Here is a 16,584-nt window from a genome sequence, read left to right on the forward strand (position 1 = left end):
CGTCGGCTCAAAGCCATACTTCAGGGCGGACCACTCCGATGGGGGCTGACCACGAAGGCTTGGGGGCAGCCCGTGAACAGGCGGGTGCGCCGATGCAAAGATCATTGCATCGGCGTGTTAGAGCGTAAAGCTCATTTCATGAGCGCGGCCGCGTGCAACTGGCGCGATGCGGGGCAAGTTGGGACCTGGCGACTCAGCCGTGTAGCTTGGCGTAGGCGGCGATCTCGGCATGGGTGGCGAACCAGACGTCGCCCTTGGCCTTCGCGTGCCGGATGATCTCCTCCAAAATCCAGATCCGCGACCGATAGCCGATGAAGTGCGGATGCATGGTAAGCTGGAACAAGCCGCCCTCGTCGTGGGCGGCGTCCAGCTCGCGACGGAAGACGTCGAGCACGTCGGTCGGCGGGGTATAGGGTCGCAGCGACTGGAAGCGATGCATCATGAAGTATACCGCGTCGTCCCGCACCCATTCGACCGGCAGCTCGACGACGCCGGTCGGCTCGCCGTGCAGCAACAGCTCGTAGCAGTCCTCGTCGGCCATCAACGAGGAATCGTAGGCCAACCCCATCTCCTTCTCGATCGCCAGTGTGTTCGGGCTGAAATCCCAGGACGGGGTGCGCAGGCCTACCGGACGCACGCCGGTGATCGTCTCCAGGGCGTCGGCCGAGCGCAGCATCAGGTCGCGCTCGGCCACCCCGGGCAGCACCGAGTTTAGTTCGTGGATCCAGCCGTGAATGCCGATCTCGTGGCCTTGCGCCACGAGACGGCGCCGCTCGTCGGGATAGAGCAAGGCCACCACAGCCGGAACGTAGAAAGTCGCCTTTACACCGTGGCGGTCGAGCAACGCCTCGATCGCGGCACCCCGACCCGGTTGCCATACTGGCCCCACGACATGCGGCCGATCGACTTGCCGCCCTCCCGCAGCTCGTTGGTCTCGTGGTCGGAGTCGAAGGACAGGGCGACTGCGCAGCGGGCTCCGTCACGCCAGCGCGCCGGGCGGTAGCGCCGGCCCGCACGGACTTGGTCGACCAGATTGCGCCAGTGGGCTTCTCCCCACTGCCAGGGCTCGGACGATTGGGGATCGGACATGGTCGTGTCTCCTGGTTGGGCGAGCCTGCTGGCGGCGATGACAATCCGGACCGCCGGCCCCGTCATCATTCACGGCTTGTCCAGCACGGCACAAGTGCGAGGTCATGGACGCGGCCATGCGATCGCCTCGCCCCGTTCGAGCCCGCGGGGTGGCGCGGGCCTGTCGCGGACCGGGCGAGGGAACAGGACGACGTGGATCCGCGTGTGGACGAGTGCCGCGGTAAGGCTCCTGACCGAGTTCGGAGGCAAGTCTCCGAAGGCCTTGTGACATCGATCGAACTCGGCGCTGTGGAAGCACTGTCCGGCTTCATATGCGCGGCGTTGTTCCGCCCCGGCATCGACCGTCTGGCAAGCCGGCCGCGACGGACGAAACTAGAGGAGGCATCAGACAGGGGGTGCAGATCCCAGACCATCCTCTGCGCGCGTGAGAGATCCACCTTGGTGTAGACCCCCGTCGTACCGAGGTCGGCATGGCCCAACAGTTCGCCGATCACCCGCAGATCCCCACCGTTCTGCAGGAGATGCGTCGCGAAGGAATGGCGCAGCTTGTGCGGAGACCACCGCGAGGCGTTCGGGATCCCAGCCGCTGCGGCCGTCTCCTTGATCTCCTTCAACGCAGCATCGATCGTCAGGTGACGCTCGCCGTTTGAGACCCGGTGAAAAAGCCAGAGATCGGACCGTGACCCGTACCGGCCCGCCAACTCGCGCCACCAGCCAATAGCCTCGACCGCCCGGCCGGGGAGCGCGACCAGCCGGTCTTTGCCGCCCTTGCCCCGAACATGGATCATCCGGGTTCCGCGCCGCACCGCTTCGGCCGGTCGTGTTACCGCCTCGGACACCCGCATCCCGCTCGCATAGAGCGTCTCGAGCGAAGCCGCGCGCCTTGCATAGCCGGCCTGCCGGCAAAGCCCAACTGTTTCGTCCCAGGCCAGAGCATGCGCGGTCTCGATAAGGCGATGGACGACCTCGATCCCCGGCGTGAACGGCAGGCGCTCGGGTCGCTTCATCGGCTGGAGCTCGGCGGCGGGATTGCTGGGCCCGAGACCTTCCGCCACCATGAAGCGGTGGATGCCGTTGGTGACCGCGCGGCGTCGGCTGATCGTGGAATGCGAGAGGGCACGCTGGTCGAGGTGAGCGAGGTAGGCCACCATGTCCGGGCGCGTCACGTCTGCTAGGTGCCGCGCGCTCAGCCAGCCGAGCTAGCACGCGACGTCGCGACGGTAGGTCTTGAGCGAGGAGGCGGCGGTGCCGCACTCGGCGGCTAGGGCATCGAGCCAGAGCTCGATGATCTCGGCGTTGGTCATCCCGCGAGCATGCCGGAGACCAGTTAATGGGAGACTCTATGAGAAATTTCTATTATGCGAACGCGAAGGAGGCAGGCCTGCCCTACCGCATTTCCGATGCTGCTCCGGAGCATCCGTATGCTACATCTGGGCTCGCACCAGACCGACGACCCGCCACGCGTCCGGGCGGCGTCGTGAGACGGGATGATCCTGTCCATGTCGGTGCTCAGCGACGAGCCTTGACGGGCCTGCCTGGCGTGCCGCGCTCCGGAGAGGCTTTGGTCGCGCTCGCCGCTTCGCGATTTTCGATCAACCGCAGGGCCTCCATCAGAGCGGACGAACTCGCGCTGCAAACGCACACGGCGCGGGCGACGCCATCGCCCACGTTGAGGTAGGCGTGCGCCATCGTGCTGTCTATGAATATCGAGTCGCCGACATTCAGCTCAACCGGGGCATAAACCTCAGTGTGAACCATAATCTTCCCTTCGATGACCAGTAAATATTCCTCACCTTCGTGCCTCATCATAGGGCCAAATTCTTCGATCGTTCTGGCATTCATCTCAGCAATAATCGGCGACATCTGTTTGCCGAGAAGGTCGGTGTGCTGGTAGAGATAATTGTATGATTTCGTCCGGATGACCTGTCCCTCGCCCCGCCGCGATACGCTGCGGCGGTTGAATTTCTTAGGAATATTGTCGGAATACGGTGAATGAAACAGCTCGCTGATGTCGATCTCGAGCCCACGACTGATTTGCAGCAGTTTGTCGTAAGTCAGCGTCATCTGATGGTTCTCGACCTTAGAAAGCGTCGAGACCGCAACCCCCGTTCGTTCCGATACCTGCTTCAATGTGAGGCCGCGCCCGCGCCTCGCGCTTCTCAGGCAGTCGCCGAGGCCGGGCGTTTCGGGGTCGGCGGCTTGAAGTTGTGACATTGGCGTTTCCGCTAAAAAATTGACTCATGCGCTAAATAATGCTCTGAGTCGAAAAATGGGTGGAGGGTCGGCTTTATGCGTACCCGATGGCCGGGCGCTCGCAAGGGGGCGTGCTGGCGAGGGCGTGTCGCCGATGCGCCAGCGAACTCGCCGAGACGCAAGTTCGCCGAGAAAACTGAGGGTCCCATGCACCGAACGCCGCCTGCCCGATCCCTCACATTCTCGATGTGGGGCGAAGGGCGAAGCCGCCCGAACGTCGAAGGGCGGTTCAGAGACCGGGCTCTCTCTGCACCCGGATTTCAGAGCCCTGACGGGAACATCCCATGCCGCTGATCACCCGACGCACAGCATTGGCCGTGACGGCCGCGGCCGCGATGCCGATCGGCCGGCCGGCCCTCGCGCAGTCCGGAGCGCGGACGCTGCGCTTCGTCCCGCAGAGCGACCTCGCGGCGCTCGATCCGATCTGGACGACGGGCTATGTCGTCAGAAACCACGGCTACATGGTCTTCGACACGCTGTACGCTCTCGACAGCGCATTCCGCGTTCGCCCGCAGATGGCTGCCGGCCACGAGGTGACGAATGACGGCCGGACGTGCACGATCACGCTGCGCGCCGGTCTCCGGTTCCACGACGGTACCCCGGTTCTGGCTCGCGACTGCGTCGCCTCGATCCGGCGCTGGGCGGCCCGCGACGGCTTCGGACAGACATTGATGGCGCACACCGACGAGTTGTCCGCCCTGGACGACCGTCGGCTCCGTTTCATGCTGAAAGCGCCGTTCCCTCTCCTCACGCAGGCGCTCGGCAAGCTGTCCAGCCCCGTCCCATTCATGATGCCCGAGCGGCTGGCAACGACCGACGTGAACCAGCAGATCCGCGAGGCCGTCGGCTCCGGCCCGTTCCGCTTCCTGCCCAACGAGTGGCGCCAGGGCGCATCAGCAGCCTATGCGCGCTTCGACGCCTACCTGCCGCGCGACGAGAAGCCAGACGGCATGGCCGGCGGCAAGCACGTCAACGTCCCGCGCGTCGAGTGGCGCACGATCGCCGATCCCTCGACGGCGATGTCGGCCCTGCGCACTGGCGAGGTGGACTGGCTCGAGACCACCACTCCCGACCTCCTTCCTCTCGCCTCCGGCCAGAAGGGTGTGACGGTCTCGACGCTCGATCCGCTCGGCACATACATGCTGCTGCGCTTCAACTCCCTGTTGCCGCCCTTCGACGACGTAGCGGTGCGCCGCGCCGTCCTGCGCGCGGTGAACCAGGAAGATTATCTCGCCGCGATGGCCGGCGATGCAGCCTATTACCGCGAGTGCAAGGCGTTCTTCCCCTGCGGAACACCTCTCTCCACCGGGGCCGGCGGCGAGGTTATGGATGGCCGGCTCGACGCCGCGCGCGAGATGCTCAAGGCCAGTTCCTATGACGGGCGCAAGGTCGTCGTCATCGCGTCTGCCGACCAACCGTTGCTCGCCCCCGTCGGCGAGGTCACGGCCGACCTGCTCCGCAAGCTCGGGATGCAGGTCGATCTCGTGACGACGGATTGGGGGACGCTGCTGGCGCGGCGCGCCTCGCAGAAGCCCGTCGCGGAAGGCGGCTGGAACATCTTCCATACCTTCGCGGTCGCTCCCGAATTCATGAGCCCCGCCTCGCATCTAGGGTTGCGCGGTACCGGGCGCGCGGGCTGGGCGGGATGGTTCTCCGATCCGACCATGGAGGCGTTGCGCACGGATTGGTTCGCCGCCGAGGACGATGCCGCCGAGCGCAGGATCGCCGCGGCGATGGAGCGCGAGGCCTTCGCGCAAGCGCCCTACGTTCCGCTCGGGCAGGTCCGTCAGCCGACCGTGTACCGCGACGTGGTCCGCGGCATCTTTCCGGCGAGCGCACCGCTGTTCTGGAACTTGGACAAGTAAATCGTCATTCCACGCGCAGCGTGAACGGTCCGGTCGGCTGTCCGGCGGCAGATCTGACGACAAAAACCGTTTCATGTCGTCGCGCTTACAAGTGTCGCCCCAACACTTCACGCCCTCGCGATCGTCCGAGGCGACGATGCCTGCCGACCGGCCGGCGCCTCGCGGCCGCCCCTCCCCCTATCGCACCTCCTCGTCCTGCGCCGGGGTCGAAGACATGCTGAATCGACAGGGATCAAGGACATGCTAGGAATCATCGTCCGGCGCCTCGTCGCGACGATCCCGGTGATGGCGGTCGTCGCGCTCTGCGTCTTCTCGCTCCTGTATTTCGCACCGGGCGATCCTGTCACGATCATCGCGGGCGACCAGGCGTCTCCCGCCGATGTCGCGCGCATCCGGGCGACGCTCGGTCTCGACCGGCCGTTCCTGGTGCGCCTCGGCGACTGGACGTGGCGTATCCTGCAAGGGGATCTCGGCACCTCCATCTTCACCAACATTCCCGTGACCGAGCTGATCGCCCAGCGCGTGCAGCCCACGCTCTCGCTCATGCTGGTCACGCTGGCCTTCGCCATCGCCATCGCCGTGCCTCTCGGCGTGGCGGCCGCCGCGACGGCCGGCAGCGTCGTCGACCGGTCCGTCATGGCGCTCGCCGTGCTCGGCTTCTCCGTCCCGGTCTTCGTGGTCGGCTACGTCCTGGCTCACGTCTTCGCCGTCGAGCTCGGCTGGCTGCCGGTCCAGGGCTACACGCCGATCGAGCGCGGCCTGGGGCCCTGGTTCGCCAACCTGATCCTTCCGGCCTCGACGCTGGGCTTCGTCTACGTCGCCTTGATCGCCCGGGTGACCCGCGCCGCCATGCTGGACGTCCTCGCCCAGGATTACGTCCGCACCGCCCGGGCCAAGGGCCTCGCCCCGCGCGCCGTACTGTTCCTCCACGCGCTGAAGAATGCCGCGGTGCCGATCGTCACGGTGATCGGCATGGGCATCGCGCTGCTGATCGGCGGCGCCGTCGTCACCGAGACCGTCTTCGCGATCCCCGGCCTCGGCCGGCTCACCGTCGATGCGATCCTGCGGCGCGACTATCCGGTGATCCAGGGCGTCGTCCTGCTCTTCAGCGCCGTCTACGTGCTGATGAACCTCGCCATCGACCTCCTCTACACCCTGCTCGATCCGAGGATCCGCTATTGAGCGCGACGTTCGTGCCCCGCGCGCCCGGTGCCGCCGACGGCATCCGGGCGTCCGCTCCTCCCGACCTCGCCATCGCCGAGCCGCTGCCCGACATCATCCCGCCGCGCAAGGCCCGTGGACGGGCCCGGCGCCTCGTGGCGCGCCACCCCGGTGCCGTCATCGGCGGCGTCCTCCTCGCCGTCGTCCTCGCCATGGCGCTCCTTGCCCCCTGGATTGGAACCGTCGACCCGACCGCGCTCTCGCCGACGCAGCGCACCCGCGCTCCCTCGGCGCTGCACTGGTTCGGCACCGATCTCCTGGGCCGGGACATCTATTCGCGGGTCGTGTACGGGGCGCGCGTCTCCCTCGTCATCGGATTTTCCGTCGCCGCCCTCGCCTCGGCGGCGGGCCTGGCGATCGGGCTCGTCTCCGGCATGATGCGCCGGGCCGACGGGATCATCATGCGGATCGTCGACGGGGTGATGTCGATCCCGCCGATCCTCCTCGCCGTCGCGCTCATGGCGCTCACGCGCGGATCGATCGGGAACGTCATCGTGGCGATCACCGTCGCCGAGATCCCCCGCGTGACGCGCCTCGTGCGCGGGGTGGTGCTGAGCCTGCGCGAGCAGCCCTACGTGGATGCGGCCATTGTCTCGGGCACGCGCCCCTCGACCGTCATCTGGCGCCACATCCTGCCGAACAGCCTGGCGCCGATGACCGTGCAGGCGACCTACATCTGCGCTTCCGCGATGATCGCGGAAGCGATCCTGTCCTTCATCGGCGCGGGCGTGCCGCCGTCCACCCCGTCCTGGGGCAACATCATGGCCGAGGGTCGGGCGCTCTGGCAGGTGAAGTTCACCATCATCCTGTTCCCGGCGATCTTCCTCTCGCTCACCGTTCTCGCGGTGAACCTCGTCGGCGACGGCATACGCGACGCGCTCGACGCCCGCATGGCCAAGGACGTGTGATCCCGATGCTGCTTCTGTCTGTCGAGAACCTGCAGATCCATTTCCGCACGCCGGACGGGGTGAACCGTGCGGTGGACGGCCTCTCGTTCACGGTCGCCGCCGGCGAAACGCTGGCGGTGGTCGGCGAGTCCGGCTGCGGCAAGTCCATCACCGCCATGGCGGTGCTGGGTCTCCTGCACCGCCCGCCGGCCGCGACGGCCGGCGCGATCCGGTTCGAAGGGCGCGACCTGCTCCGGCTGTCCGAGCCGGAGATGCGGGAGATCCGCGGCAACAAGGTCGGGATGATCTTCCAGGAACCGATGACGAGCCTGAATCCCGTGCTCACGATCGGGCGGCAGATCGGCGAGACGCTGCGCCTGCACCAGGGCCTCTCCCGCGACGGGGCGAAGGAACGCGCGGTCGAGTTGTTGAGGCTTGTGGGCATCGCCGAGCCCGGGCGGCGGGTGCGCGAGTACCCGCACCAGCTCTCGGGCGGCATGCGCCAGCGCGCCATGATCGCGATGGCGCTCGCCTGCTCGCCCAAGCTGCTGATCGCGGACGAGCCGACCACCGCCCTCGACGTCACGATCCAGGCCCAGATCCTCGACCTCATGCGAGACCTCAAGCAGCGCACGGGCGCCGCCGTCCTGCTGATCACGCACGACCTCGGTATCGTCGCCGAGGTCGCCGACCGGGTGATCGTGCTCTATGGGGGGCGAAAGGTGGAGGAGGCCGCCGTCGCGGACCTCTTCCGCACGCCGCGGCATCCCTACACCCGGGGTCTCCTCGGCGCGATGCCGCGGCTCGGTGCAGCCGAGCGGGCGGATGAGCCCGGGCGGCTCGCCGAGATCCCCGGCATGGTGCCGAGCCTGAAGCAGCGGCTCGAGGGCTGCATCTTCGCCGGGCGCTGCCGAGAGGCGACCGATCTCTGCCGACGCTTCGCTCCGGCCCTGGAGCCGAAAGCGCCCCGGCATCTCGCCGCCTGCCACTACGCGCCGAAGGACGCCCTTGCCGCGTGAGCCCCTCTCCTCGTCCGCCGGCACCCGCGCTGCTGCAGGTCAGCGACCTCACGAAGCACTTCCGCGTCGGGGGAAGCGTCCTGCGCAAGGCACGCACCCTGCGCGCGGTCGACGGCATCTCCTTCGCCGTCGCGCCGGGGGAGACGCTCTCCCTCGTCGGCGAGTCCGGCTGCGGCAAGTCGACCGTGGCCAGGAGCCTCGTGCGCCTCGTCTCGCCGACCTCGGGGCAGGTGACGCTCGCGGGCCAGCGCATCGACGACCTCCCGGCAGGGACGCTCCGCCCCTTGCGCCGACGCATCCAGATGGTCTTCCAGGACCCGTTCTCCTCGCTCAACCCGCGGATGCGGGTACGCGACATCCTCGCCGAGCCGATCCGCAATTTCGGCCTCGCGAAGAACCGCGCCGATCTCGACGGGCGCCTCGCCGCCCTGATGGAGCGAGTCGGCCTGCCGCGGGAGGCCTTGTCGCGGTTTCCGCATGAGTTCTCCGGCGGCCAGCGCCAGCGCATCGGCATCGCCCGGGCCCTTGCCGCGGAGCCGGACCTGATCATCTGCGACGAGGCGGTCTCGGCGCTCGACGTCTCGGTCAAGGCGCAGATCGTCAACCTGCTGCAGAACCTGCAGAAGGAGCTGGACCTGGCCCTGCTGTTCATCTCGCACGACCTCGCCGTCGTCGAGCACATGACGCATCGCGTGGCGGTGATGTATCTCGGCAAGATCGTTGAGATCGGCCCGCGGCGGGACATCTTCGCCCATCCCCAGCATCCCTACACCCGGGCGCTCCTCTCGGCCGTCCCGGTTCCCGATCCAGGGGCAAGACGCAGCCGCATCGTGCTACGCGGCGACGTGCCGAGCCCGATCGATCCGCCGCGGGGATGCCGCTTCCACACCCGCTGTCCTCACGTCGTCGCGCGCTGCAAGATCGAGGAGCCGCGCCTCGATCCGATTGGTCGCGATCACCTGACGGCGTGCCATCTCGCGTGACACGGCCGCCCCCGACCGGCGGCGCCGATCACGCGATCGACCAACTCGCGGCACGAACGGAGCGACCTGTGCGCGATGTCCTTGTTCTCGGGGCCGGGATGGCCGGCGTGGGAGCGGCCCTCCACCTCCAGTCGCGCGGCTGGACCGTCGCCCTCGTCGACAGGTCGGCGCCGGGCTCGGAGACGAGCTACGGGAATGCCGGCATCATCCAGGGCGAGGCGGTCGAGCCCTACGCCATGCCGCGGGACTTAGCGACCCTGTTCGCGATCGCGCTCGGCCGGAGCAACGACGTGCACTACGATGTCCGCGCGCTCCCGCACCATGTCGGCCCTCTTCTGCGCTATTGGTGGCATTCCTCGCCGCGGCGTCACCGGCGCGCGTCGGAGGTCTATGCGGGCCTCATCGCGCACGCGACCGCCGAGCACGACGCGCTGATCGGCGAGGCCGGCGCGGCGAACCTGGTCGACCGCGGCGGGTTCCGCATCCTGTACCGCACGGCGCGCGCGATGGATGCGGCGGCGGCGGCGGCGGAACGGCTGCGTGCGCGCTACGGCGTCCGCTCACAACCTCTCTCCGCAGCCACCCTGAGTGCGCTGGAGCCCGCGCTGAAAGTCACCGGCGAAGGCGCCATCCATCAGCTCGACGCCTGGTCCATCCGCGATCCGGGCCGCCTCGTCGCCGCCTATGCCGGCCTGTTCAGGCGGCGCGGGGGCAGCCTCGTGCGGGGCGAGGCGGAGACCCTGACCCGGACCGCCACCGGCTGGGCCGTGCGGAGTGCGGACGGGCCGGTCGAGGCATCGGCCGCGGTCGTCGCGCTCGGCCCCTGGTCCCCCGAGCTGCTGCGCCGCTTCGGCTACGCGTTCCCGATGGTCCGCAAGCGTGGCTACCATCGGCATTGGCGCTCCGGACGCGGGCTCAACCTGCCGCTGATGGATGCGGCGAACGGCTACGTCATGGCCCCGATGGTCCAGGGTACGCGGATCACGACCGGCGCGGAATTCGCCGCGCCGGAGGCGGGAGGGATGCCGGTCCAGCTCCTGCGCGCCGAAGCCGCGGCAAGGGAACTCGTCGATCTCGGCGCTCCGCGCGAGAACACGCCCTGGATCGGAACGCGGCCGTGCATGCCCGACATGCTGCCGGTCGTGGGCGAGGCGCCCCGTCATCGGGGCTTGTGGCTGCATTTCGGCCACGGGCATCAAGGCTTCACCCTCGGGCCCACCACCGGGCGCCTGCTGGCCGAGATGATGTCCGGGACGCCGCCCTTCGTGGCGCCCCTCCCGCTCAGGCCCGGCCGGTACTGACGCCCGCCGCCTCTCCCGGGGGGGCGACCGCGTCGCCGAGGAGGCGGAGCGCGTCGTCACGGTCGAGGCATCCCGCCTCCCAGATCAGGACGAGACGGGCGCAGACCTCGTCGCGAGTTGCGACAGGGCTCGCGATGATCGTGGCGCGGGCGCCGACCAGCTGGAACAGCATCGGCCGGTGCGGTGCGTGGTCGAAGGTCACGAAGCCCTTGGCGCGCAGCAGGCCGGGCGTGAGGCGCCCGATGGCGGCCTGGAAGCGCGCGAGCGACAGCGGCCGGGAGGCCGTCCAGCTCAGCGAGTCGAAGCGCTCCGCCGCCGGCAGCCGTCGCCCTTCGCGCGGCGGCGCGGCCGCGGGCTCGCCGCGGTGGAACAGGAGATCGAGGGGCACCGCCCCCCGAACGGCGTCGAAGGTCGAGCACGGCGGCTTCCACCGCGCCACCTCCGCGCGGATGCCGGCGAGCTCCGCCGCGTCGACGAGGTCGGTCTTCGCGACGATGACGAAGTCCGCCGCGGCGAGCTGCGCGCGCCACAGGGCATCGTCGGCGAGGGCAGGACGGTCGGCGAGGTGGCGGGCATCGATCACGCTGACGACGGTGTCGAGTGGCGTGGCGGCGTAGATGACCGGATCGAGGAGGGTTCTGACGATTTCGGCCGGATCCGATGCGCCGCTGGTCTCGATCACGATGGCGTCCGGCACCGGGTCGCGCCGGATCAACTGTGCGAGGGTGCGCATCAGGTCCCCCTGCAGGCTGCAGCAGATGCAGCCGTTCCTTAGGCTGACGACCGTGCCGGTCGACTGGGCGATCAGGGCCGCGTCGATGTCGACCGCACCGAAATCGTTGACCACCGCCGCGATGCGCCGGCCCTCCGCATGCGCGAGGAGATGGCTGACGAGCGTGGTCTTTCCGGCCCCGAGGAACCCGGCCACCAGCAGGACGGGGACGGTCATGCGGAAGGGGTTCTGCGAACCGGCCGGCCCGGCCTTGCATCGAGCACGAGGTTCCCGTCCGCGATCACGGTCTCGCCCCCGACCAGGAGGTGGCGCACCCCTTCGGACGCACGATTGGAATGACGGAAATCGGCCCGGTCGGTCAGGGTACCGAGATCGAAGCAGACGATGTCGGCGTCACACCCGGCCTGAAGCCGTCCCTTCCGGCGCAGCGCGGGCGTGCTGGCCTCCATGATCCGGGCCGGGATGAGAGCGCATTTCGCCAGGCCTTCCGCCAGCGACACGGCGTTCCGCTCCCGAACCCACTCGCGCAGGAAGCGCGTGAAGGTGCCGCTCGATCGCGGATGCGAGACGGCGTCCTCCGGCAGCGGCCAGGCCTGGCCGAGATAGGTCGATCCGTCGGGCTGCAGCCACGGGACGGCGTCCGACGCGATCGCCCCGCCGGGAAACAGCACGGAGACGTCGAGGAGATCGCGGTGCCGCGCATCGGCCGCGACATCGAGGAAATGCCAGAGGACCAGCCCGCCCGGATCCTCGGCCTGGGCGGCGAGGACATCCTCGCGGTCGGTGAACCGACGTCCGGAGGCGAGGCTCTGGATGGAGTCGTAGCCTCCCCCGGTGCGCTCCGGGAACGCGGGATCGGCGAAGAACACCGCCCCGACCACCGTCGATCCGGTGCCGTAGGGATAGGCTTCGACCGTGACCTTGAGGCCCTGCCCCTGGGCGGTGCGGACGAGTTCGGCAGCCCGCTCGACGTCCTGCAGGCTCGTCGAGTTGAAGTGGCAGATATGCATGTGGGCGCCGGTCGACCCCGCGAGGCCGATGAGGCGGGTATAGGCCTCGACCGAGCTCAGCGGGTCGATGTTGGACATGTAGGCGATGTGGGTGAAGGTGGGCGTGCCCGCCGCCGCCGCGAGGCTGCAGAGCGCGGAGATCTCCTTCACGCCGGCCCCGGGCGCGTAGGCGTTCGGGAAGCCGATCCCGAGACCGCCCTGCTCGAGGCCGATGCGGACGCGCTCGACGATGTCATCGGTCTCGGCCGGGCTCGCGACCTCATCCGCCCAGCGCCTGTCCTGCATCGCCCGGCCCATGCCGGCGATGCTCGACTCCGTCTGCTGCGCCGTTTTGGCGGCGATGCGGGCGAACACCCATCCGGTCGAGGCGCCGTAATTGAGCACGCGCCCGGCCAGAGCCTGCTCATCGTACCAGCGCGCGACGGGCCAGACCCCGAGCTCGAGTTCGAGGGCCGTCGTCACGCCGTCGAAGGCCTGCATCCTGTCGGACGGAACGCATTGCCCGTGGGCGTGCAGGTCGATGAAGCCGGGCGCGACCACGAGCCCGTCGACCGGCAGCGTCCGGCGGGCGGGGCCGAGCGCGTCCCCGATCGCGACGATCCGGCCGCCGGCGACGGCGAGGTCCGCGATCCCATCGAAGCCGCTCTCCGGATCCACGATCCGGCCGCCGCTCAGAACAAGGTCATGCATGTGCTCGCGCCTCGCGATTGCGGATGAGGTCGGCCCGGCCTTCCGCGCCGATGGTGGCGCCGAGGCCCGGCGGTGTCCGGCCCCTCACCGCGACTTTGCTGCGCCGGCCACCAATGGGCAATCGCTCGCATCGAGGGGGAGGAACGCGTCGCTCGCCGGGACGACCGCGTCGATCCTGTAGTAGTCCCAGGGAGCCTTCGACTCCGCTTTGGACTTCACCGACACGAGCAGGAAGTCGTGGGCGAGCTTGCCGTCCTCGCGCAGCCTCGCGTTGCGGGCGAACATGTCGTTGACCGGCGTCGCGCGCATCCACCGGACCACCGTGTCCGTGGCATCGCTCCGAGTCGCGATCACGGCCTTGAGATAGTGCGTGACGGCCGAGTACATCCCGGCCTGCGACTCGGTGGGCATGGCCTTGAAGCGCTCGAAGAACCGATGCGCGAAGGCGCGGGTGTCGTCGTTCAAGTTCCAGTACCAGGCGGTGGTCGCCGTCAGGCCTTGCATGACGTCGAGCCCTGCCGCGTGCACGTCGGCGATGGACAGCAGCGTCGCGATCGGCTTCTGCCTGCCGTCCTGCATGCCGAACTCTTGCCATTGCTTCATCGTGTTGACGAGCTGCGAGCCCGCATTGGCAAACGCGACGAATGTCGCCTGCGAGCTTTTTGCCTGCAGCAGATACGAGCTATAGTCCAGTTCGCTCATCGGGTGGAAGATTTCCCCGAGGGTCCTGCCGCCGTGATCCGCGACCAGGGTCTTGGCGACCTTCACCATGTTCTTCCCGAATTCGAAATCGGCACCCACGAAGTACCAGGTGTCGCTCGCTCCCCTGGTGAGTGTCTTGGTCGGGCCTGAGACCAGGGCGTAGGCATCGTGCACCCATGAGAAGCCGGTGGCCGCGCATTGCCTGCCGGTCAGCTCGGTGGTGCCGACGATGCCGTAGAGGGCGACCTTGTTCCTCTCCCTGATCAACGACTGGACGGCCAGCGCCACGGACGAATTCGAGACGTCGACGACCGCGTCGATCTTCTCGACGTCGAACCAGCGCTTCACGATCGCCGAGCCGACATCCGGCTTGTTCTGGTGGTCGGCGGTCAGCATCTCGACCTTGATGTCGCCAAGCTGCGGCTTGAGATCCTCGACCGCTATCTTAGCCGCCAGGACTGCGCCGGGCCCCGTCAACGACGAGTAGGGACCGGATTGATCGTTGATCACGCCGAGCTTGACGACACCGTCCGAGATCTGGGCGGCGACCGGCAGCGCGGTCAGCGCCGCGGCGACCGCGAGACAGGTGCGGATGACGATTTTCATGGGGCCTCCGGCGGGTCCGGCGTTCGGATCAGGGCGTGAGCGAGAGACGGCGGGCGGCTTCGGCGATGCGGCCCTCGATGTGCTGCCGCGAGGGCTCGAGCGCGGCGCGCGCGCGCGCCACGCGCTCGGGCCCGGCCTTGTCGGGCGAACCGCTGTCGAGCGGCGGCTGCGGGTCGTATTCGAGACCCAGCTGGATCATGCGGGCCGCCTCCTCGCCCGCCAGCTCGCTCGCCAGGGAGAATGCGAAGTCGATGCCGGAGGTCACGCCGCCGCCCGAGATGCGGTTGCGGTCGCGCACGACCCGCGCCGCGACCGGCTCCGCACCGAATTGCGTCAGGTAGGGGCGCCACATCCAGTGGCAGGCCGACTTGTACCCGGTGAGCAGGCCCGCCGCGCCGAGCAGGAGCGAGCCGTTGCAGACCGACGTGACGTAGCGGGCGCCGGCACCCTGCCGCCGCAGGAAATCCATTGTCGTCCCGTCATTCAGCTGGTCCACGACACCGAACCCGCCCGGGGCGCACACGACATCGAGTTGCGGACAATCCTGGAACGTGATCGTGGGATTGATCGTGAAGCCGACATCGGTCTCGATGGGCTCGATCGCCCGCCAAATGAGATGCACCTTGGCCCCGGGAACGCGGCTCAACACTTGCGCCGGGCCGGTGAGATCGAGTTGCGTGACCTTAGGAAAGATCAGGAAGCCGATAGTGATCGCCGTCATGGAGGATCCTCGCTTTCGGGAATCCTTGCGGCTCCGCCCCGTGGCGTAAATGACAAAAACCGGCTAATTTCCGCCAATGAGGCCGCCGCTTACCATCGCGATCCTGGTTTTTCCGCGCTGCCAAGTCCTCGACGTCACCGGGCCGGCCATGGTTTTCGAGGCCGGCAACGATGCGGTCGCGGAAGCGCACTACGATGTCCGTATTCTGTCCGCGATGGGCGGTCCGGTGCAGACGAGCAGCGCGATCTCCCTAGTCACCCAGTCGATCGACGAGGTGCCGCCCGACACCGTTGATACGCTGCTCATCGCCGGCGGCGACGAGGTCGGCTTGGACGGCCTGGTCGCGAACGAGGCCGTGAGCCGCTGGGTAATCGCGGTCAGCGGATGGGCGCGCCGCTACGGTTCGGTTTGCAGCGGGACGTTTGCCCTGGCGCAATTCGGCCTGCTCTGTGGGAAGCGCGTCGCGACGCACTGGTCGGCCTGCACGCGGCTCGCCGAGCGATGGCCAGACATCGAAGTCGACAGGAATGCCCTGTTCGTCAACGACGGCGCGCTCTGGACCTCGGCGGGCGTCACGACGGGCATCGACATGAGCCTGGAGATGGTGGCCGCTGACCTTGGAAACACGGTGGCTCACGCCATCGCCAAGCGCCTCGTGCTGTATGCGCGTCGTCCGGGCTTCCAATCGCAGTTCAGCCCGGTGCTGGAGGCACAGTCCCACGCGGACGCGCCCTTTGCCTCGCTAATTCACTGGATGCGGGAGAACCTCGCCCAGGATTTGGGTGTGGGCTGCCTCGCCGAGAAGGTCATGATGTCGGAGCGCACGTTCATCAGAAAGTTCACTCAGAGCACCGGCGAGACACCCGCGCATTTCGTGGAGACATTGAGGCTGGACCGAGCCCGCACCTTGCTCGCCACGGACATGCCGATAAAGGACATCGCCCTGCGAACCGGCTACTCGACCGGTGCGCAGCTCTCCAAATCGTTCGTACGTCGGTTCGGTATGACGCCAATGCTGTTCAAAGAGCTTCACTGTCGCATCCATCATGCTTAAACTGCAACCCATCCCGAGGCTTGAAATTTGTTTTGCAGATCAAGATGTTCAAAGTCCAGTCGCGCCGTGAATGAAATTGCTGCGTAGCCATTTTAAGCGGCACTTACCGGCTCGCCGGACGATCGATCCCGACCCGCAAATCCAAGTTATCGGCGAGGCTAGGACTATGCATCAGCGCAGAAGCAAATTTTTGATCAAGCCTTCTACGTACATCGTCGTGATACAATAGAATGATTTTTCAGAGCTGAGTCCTGATCGAGATTGATCGGGAATCTGTCGTAAATCACGCTTCAGATTTAGCCTCTAGATCTTTATTCTGACACAGCCCAGGATTTTACTTTGGTGTTATTCCACACACCCAATCAGGTATCGCGAGCGAACTGCCGCGCCAGAAGGTCAGTGATTGCATCGATGCAGCGCTCGCCGATCGCGGCCGTGGATCCACGAGCG

Annotated in this window: 13 protein-coding genes and 1 pseudogene; 7 read left to right on the forward strand and 7 right to left on the reverse strand. The window is 67.7% G+C overall.

Going from position 1 to position 16,584, the window contains the following annotated elements; translation table 11 throughout:
* Positions 1–193: 193 nt before the first annotated feature.
* The 3 genes and pseudogenes from MFF64_RS32880 to MFF64_RS32890 form a co-directional block, all read right to left on the reverse strand.
* Positions 194–1,089 (reverse strand): annotated as a pseudogene (locus MFF64_RS32880) (polysaccharide deacetylase family protein).
* 65 nt (positions 1,090–1,154) lie between these two features.
* Positions 1,155–2,279 carry a tyrosine-type recombinase/integrase gene (locus MFF64_RS32885; RefSeq protein ID WP_273557192.1) on the reverse strand — a complete coding sequence of 375 codons (1,125 nt, stop codon included), beginning with the start codon at positions 2,277–2,279 and terminating at the stop codon, positions 1,155–1,157.
* A gap of 319 nt (positions 2,280–2,598) precedes the next feature.
* Positions 2,599–3,303, reverse strand: a complete 705-nt coding sequence (locus MFF64_RS32890) for a helix-turn-helix domain-containing protein (protein ID WP_238193433.1) — start codon at positions 3,301–3,303, stop codon at positions 2,599–2,601.
* Positions 3,304–3,626: 323 nt separating this feature from the next.
* On the opposite strand from MFF64_RS32890, the gene MFF64_RS32895 reads away from it, so the two are divergent.
* The 6 genes from MFF64_RS32895 (at position 3,627) to MFF64_RS32920 (ending at position 10,618) form a co-directional block, all read left to right on the forward strand.
* Positions 3,627–5,207, forward strand: coding sequence for an ABC transporter substrate-binding protein (locus tag MFF64_RS32895; RefSeq protein WP_238193434.1), 1,581 nt, complete (start codon positions 3,627–3,629; stop codon positions 5,205–5,207).
* 240 nt (positions 5,208–5,447) lie between these two features.
* Positions 5,448–6,389, forward strand: coding sequence for an ABC transporter permease (locus MFF64_RS32900; RefSeq protein ID WP_099901723.1), 942 nt, complete (start codon positions 5,448–5,450; stop codon positions 6,387–6,389).
* Positions 6,386–7,336, forward strand: coding sequence for an ABC transporter permease (locus tag MFF64_RS32905; protein WP_438823118.1), 951 nt, complete (start codon positions 6,386–6,388; stop codon positions 7,334–7,336). The genes MFF64_RS32900 and MFF64_RS32905 overlap by 4 nt, the downstream gene beginning before the upstream one ends.
* A gap of 5 nt (positions 7,337–7,341) precedes the next feature.
* Positions 7,342–8,334 carry an ABC transporter ATP-binding protein gene (locus MFF64_RS32910; protein ID WP_099902771.1) on the forward strand — a complete coding sequence of 331 codons (993 nt, stop codon included), beginning with the start codon at positions 7,342–7,344 and terminating at the stop codon, positions 8,332–8,334.
* Positions 8,331–9,317, forward strand: a complete 987-nt coding sequence (locus tag MFF64_RS32915) for an ABC transporter ATP-binding protein (protein WP_099902769.1) — start codon at positions 8,331–8,333, stop codon at positions 9,315–9,317. Before MFF64_RS32910 ends, MFF64_RS32915 begins: the two co-directional genes overlap by 4 nt.
* A gap of 68 nt (positions 9,318–9,385) precedes the next feature.
* Entirely contained in the window at positions 9,386–10,618 is a 1,233-nt protein-coding gene (locus MFF64_RS32920; RefSeq protein ID WP_238193435.1) for an NAD(P)/FAD-dependent oxidoreductase, read from the forward strand.
* On the opposite strand, the gene MFF64_RS32925 is transcribed toward MFF64_RS32920, so the two are convergent.
* The 4 genes from MFF64_RS32925 to MFF64_RS32940 form a co-directional block, all read right to left on the reverse strand.
* Positions 10,599–11,567 (reverse strand): CobW family GTP-binding protein, encoded by a 969-nt coding sequence (locus tag MFF64_RS32925; protein WP_238193436.1) that lies wholly within the window; start codon positions 11,565–11,567, stop codon positions 10,599–10,601. The two genes, MFF64_RS32920 and MFF64_RS32925, sit on opposite strands and share 20 nt — an antisense overlap.
* Positions 11,564–13,069, reverse strand: a complete 1,506-nt coding sequence (locus MFF64_RS32930; protein ID WP_273557193.1) for an amidohydrolase family protein — start codon at positions 13,067–13,069, stop codon at positions 11,564–11,566. The genes MFF64_RS32925 and MFF64_RS32930 overlap by 4 nt, the downstream gene beginning before the upstream one ends.
* A gap of 66 nt (positions 13,070–13,135) precedes the next feature.
* Entirely contained in the window at positions 13,136–14,359 is a 1,224-nt protein-coding gene (locus MFF64_RS32935) for an ABC transporter substrate-binding protein (RefSeq protein WP_238193438.1), read from the reverse strand.
* A 28-nt stretch (positions 14,360–14,387) separates the two neighbouring features.
* On the reverse strand, positions 14,388–15,080 hold the full coding sequence (locus MFF64_RS32940; protein ID WP_099902426.1) for a DJ-1/PfpI family protein: 693 nt from the start codon (positions 15,078–15,080) through the stop codon (positions 14,388–14,390).
* Positions 15,081–15,156: 76 nt separating this feature from the next.
* Here MFF64_RS32940 and MFF64_RS32945 point away from each other — a divergent pair, with 76 nt between their 5' ends.
* A complete protein-coding gene (locus MFF64_RS32945) occupies positions 15,157–16,134 on the forward strand; it encodes a GlxA family transcriptional regulator (protein ID WP_238193439.1) in 978 nt (325 codons plus the stop codon).
* The last annotated feature ends 450 nt before the right edge of the window (positions 16,135–16,584 follow it).

It is taken from the genome of Methylobacterium frigidaeris (assembly GCF_022179185.1).
In the GTDB taxonomy this organism is placed as follows: domain Bacteria; phylum Pseudomonadota; class Alphaproteobacteria; order Rhizobiales; family Beijerinckiaceae; genus Methylobacterium; species Methylobacterium frigidaeris.

Coding starts and splice junctions, on each gene's coding strand:
- MFF64_RS32935 (WP_238193438.1), bottom strand. CDS start 14,359: ATGAAAATCGTCATCCGCACCTGTCTCGCGGTCGCCGCGGCGCTGACC.
- MFF64_RS32895 (WP_238193434.1), top strand. CDS start 3,627: ATGCCGCTGATCACCCGACGCACAGCATTGGCCGTGACGGCCGCGGCC.
- MFF64_RS32910 (WP_099902771.1), top strand. CDS start 7,342: ATGCTGCTTCTGTCTGTCGAGAACCTGCAGATCCATTTCCGCACGCCG.
- MFF64_RS32900 (WP_099901723.1), top strand. CDS start 5,448: ATGCTAGGAATCATCGTCCGGCGCCTCGTCGCGACGATCCCGGTGATG.
- MFF64_RS32940 (WP_099902426.1), bottom strand. CDS start 15,080: ATGACGGCGATCACTATCGGCTTCCTGATCTTTCCTAAGGTCACGCAA.
- MFF64_RS32890 (WP_238193433.1), bottom strand. CDS start 3,303: ATGTCACAACTTCAAGCCGCCGACCCCGAAACGCCCGGCCTCGGCGAC.
- MFF64_RS32945 (WP_238193439.1), top strand. CDS start 15,157: ATGAGGCCGCCGCTTACCATCGCGATCCTGGTTTTTCCGCGCTGCCAA.
- MFF64_RS32925 (WP_238193436.1), bottom strand. CDS start 11,567: ATGACCGTCCCCGTCCTGCTGGTGGCCGGGTTCCTCGGGGCCGGAAAG.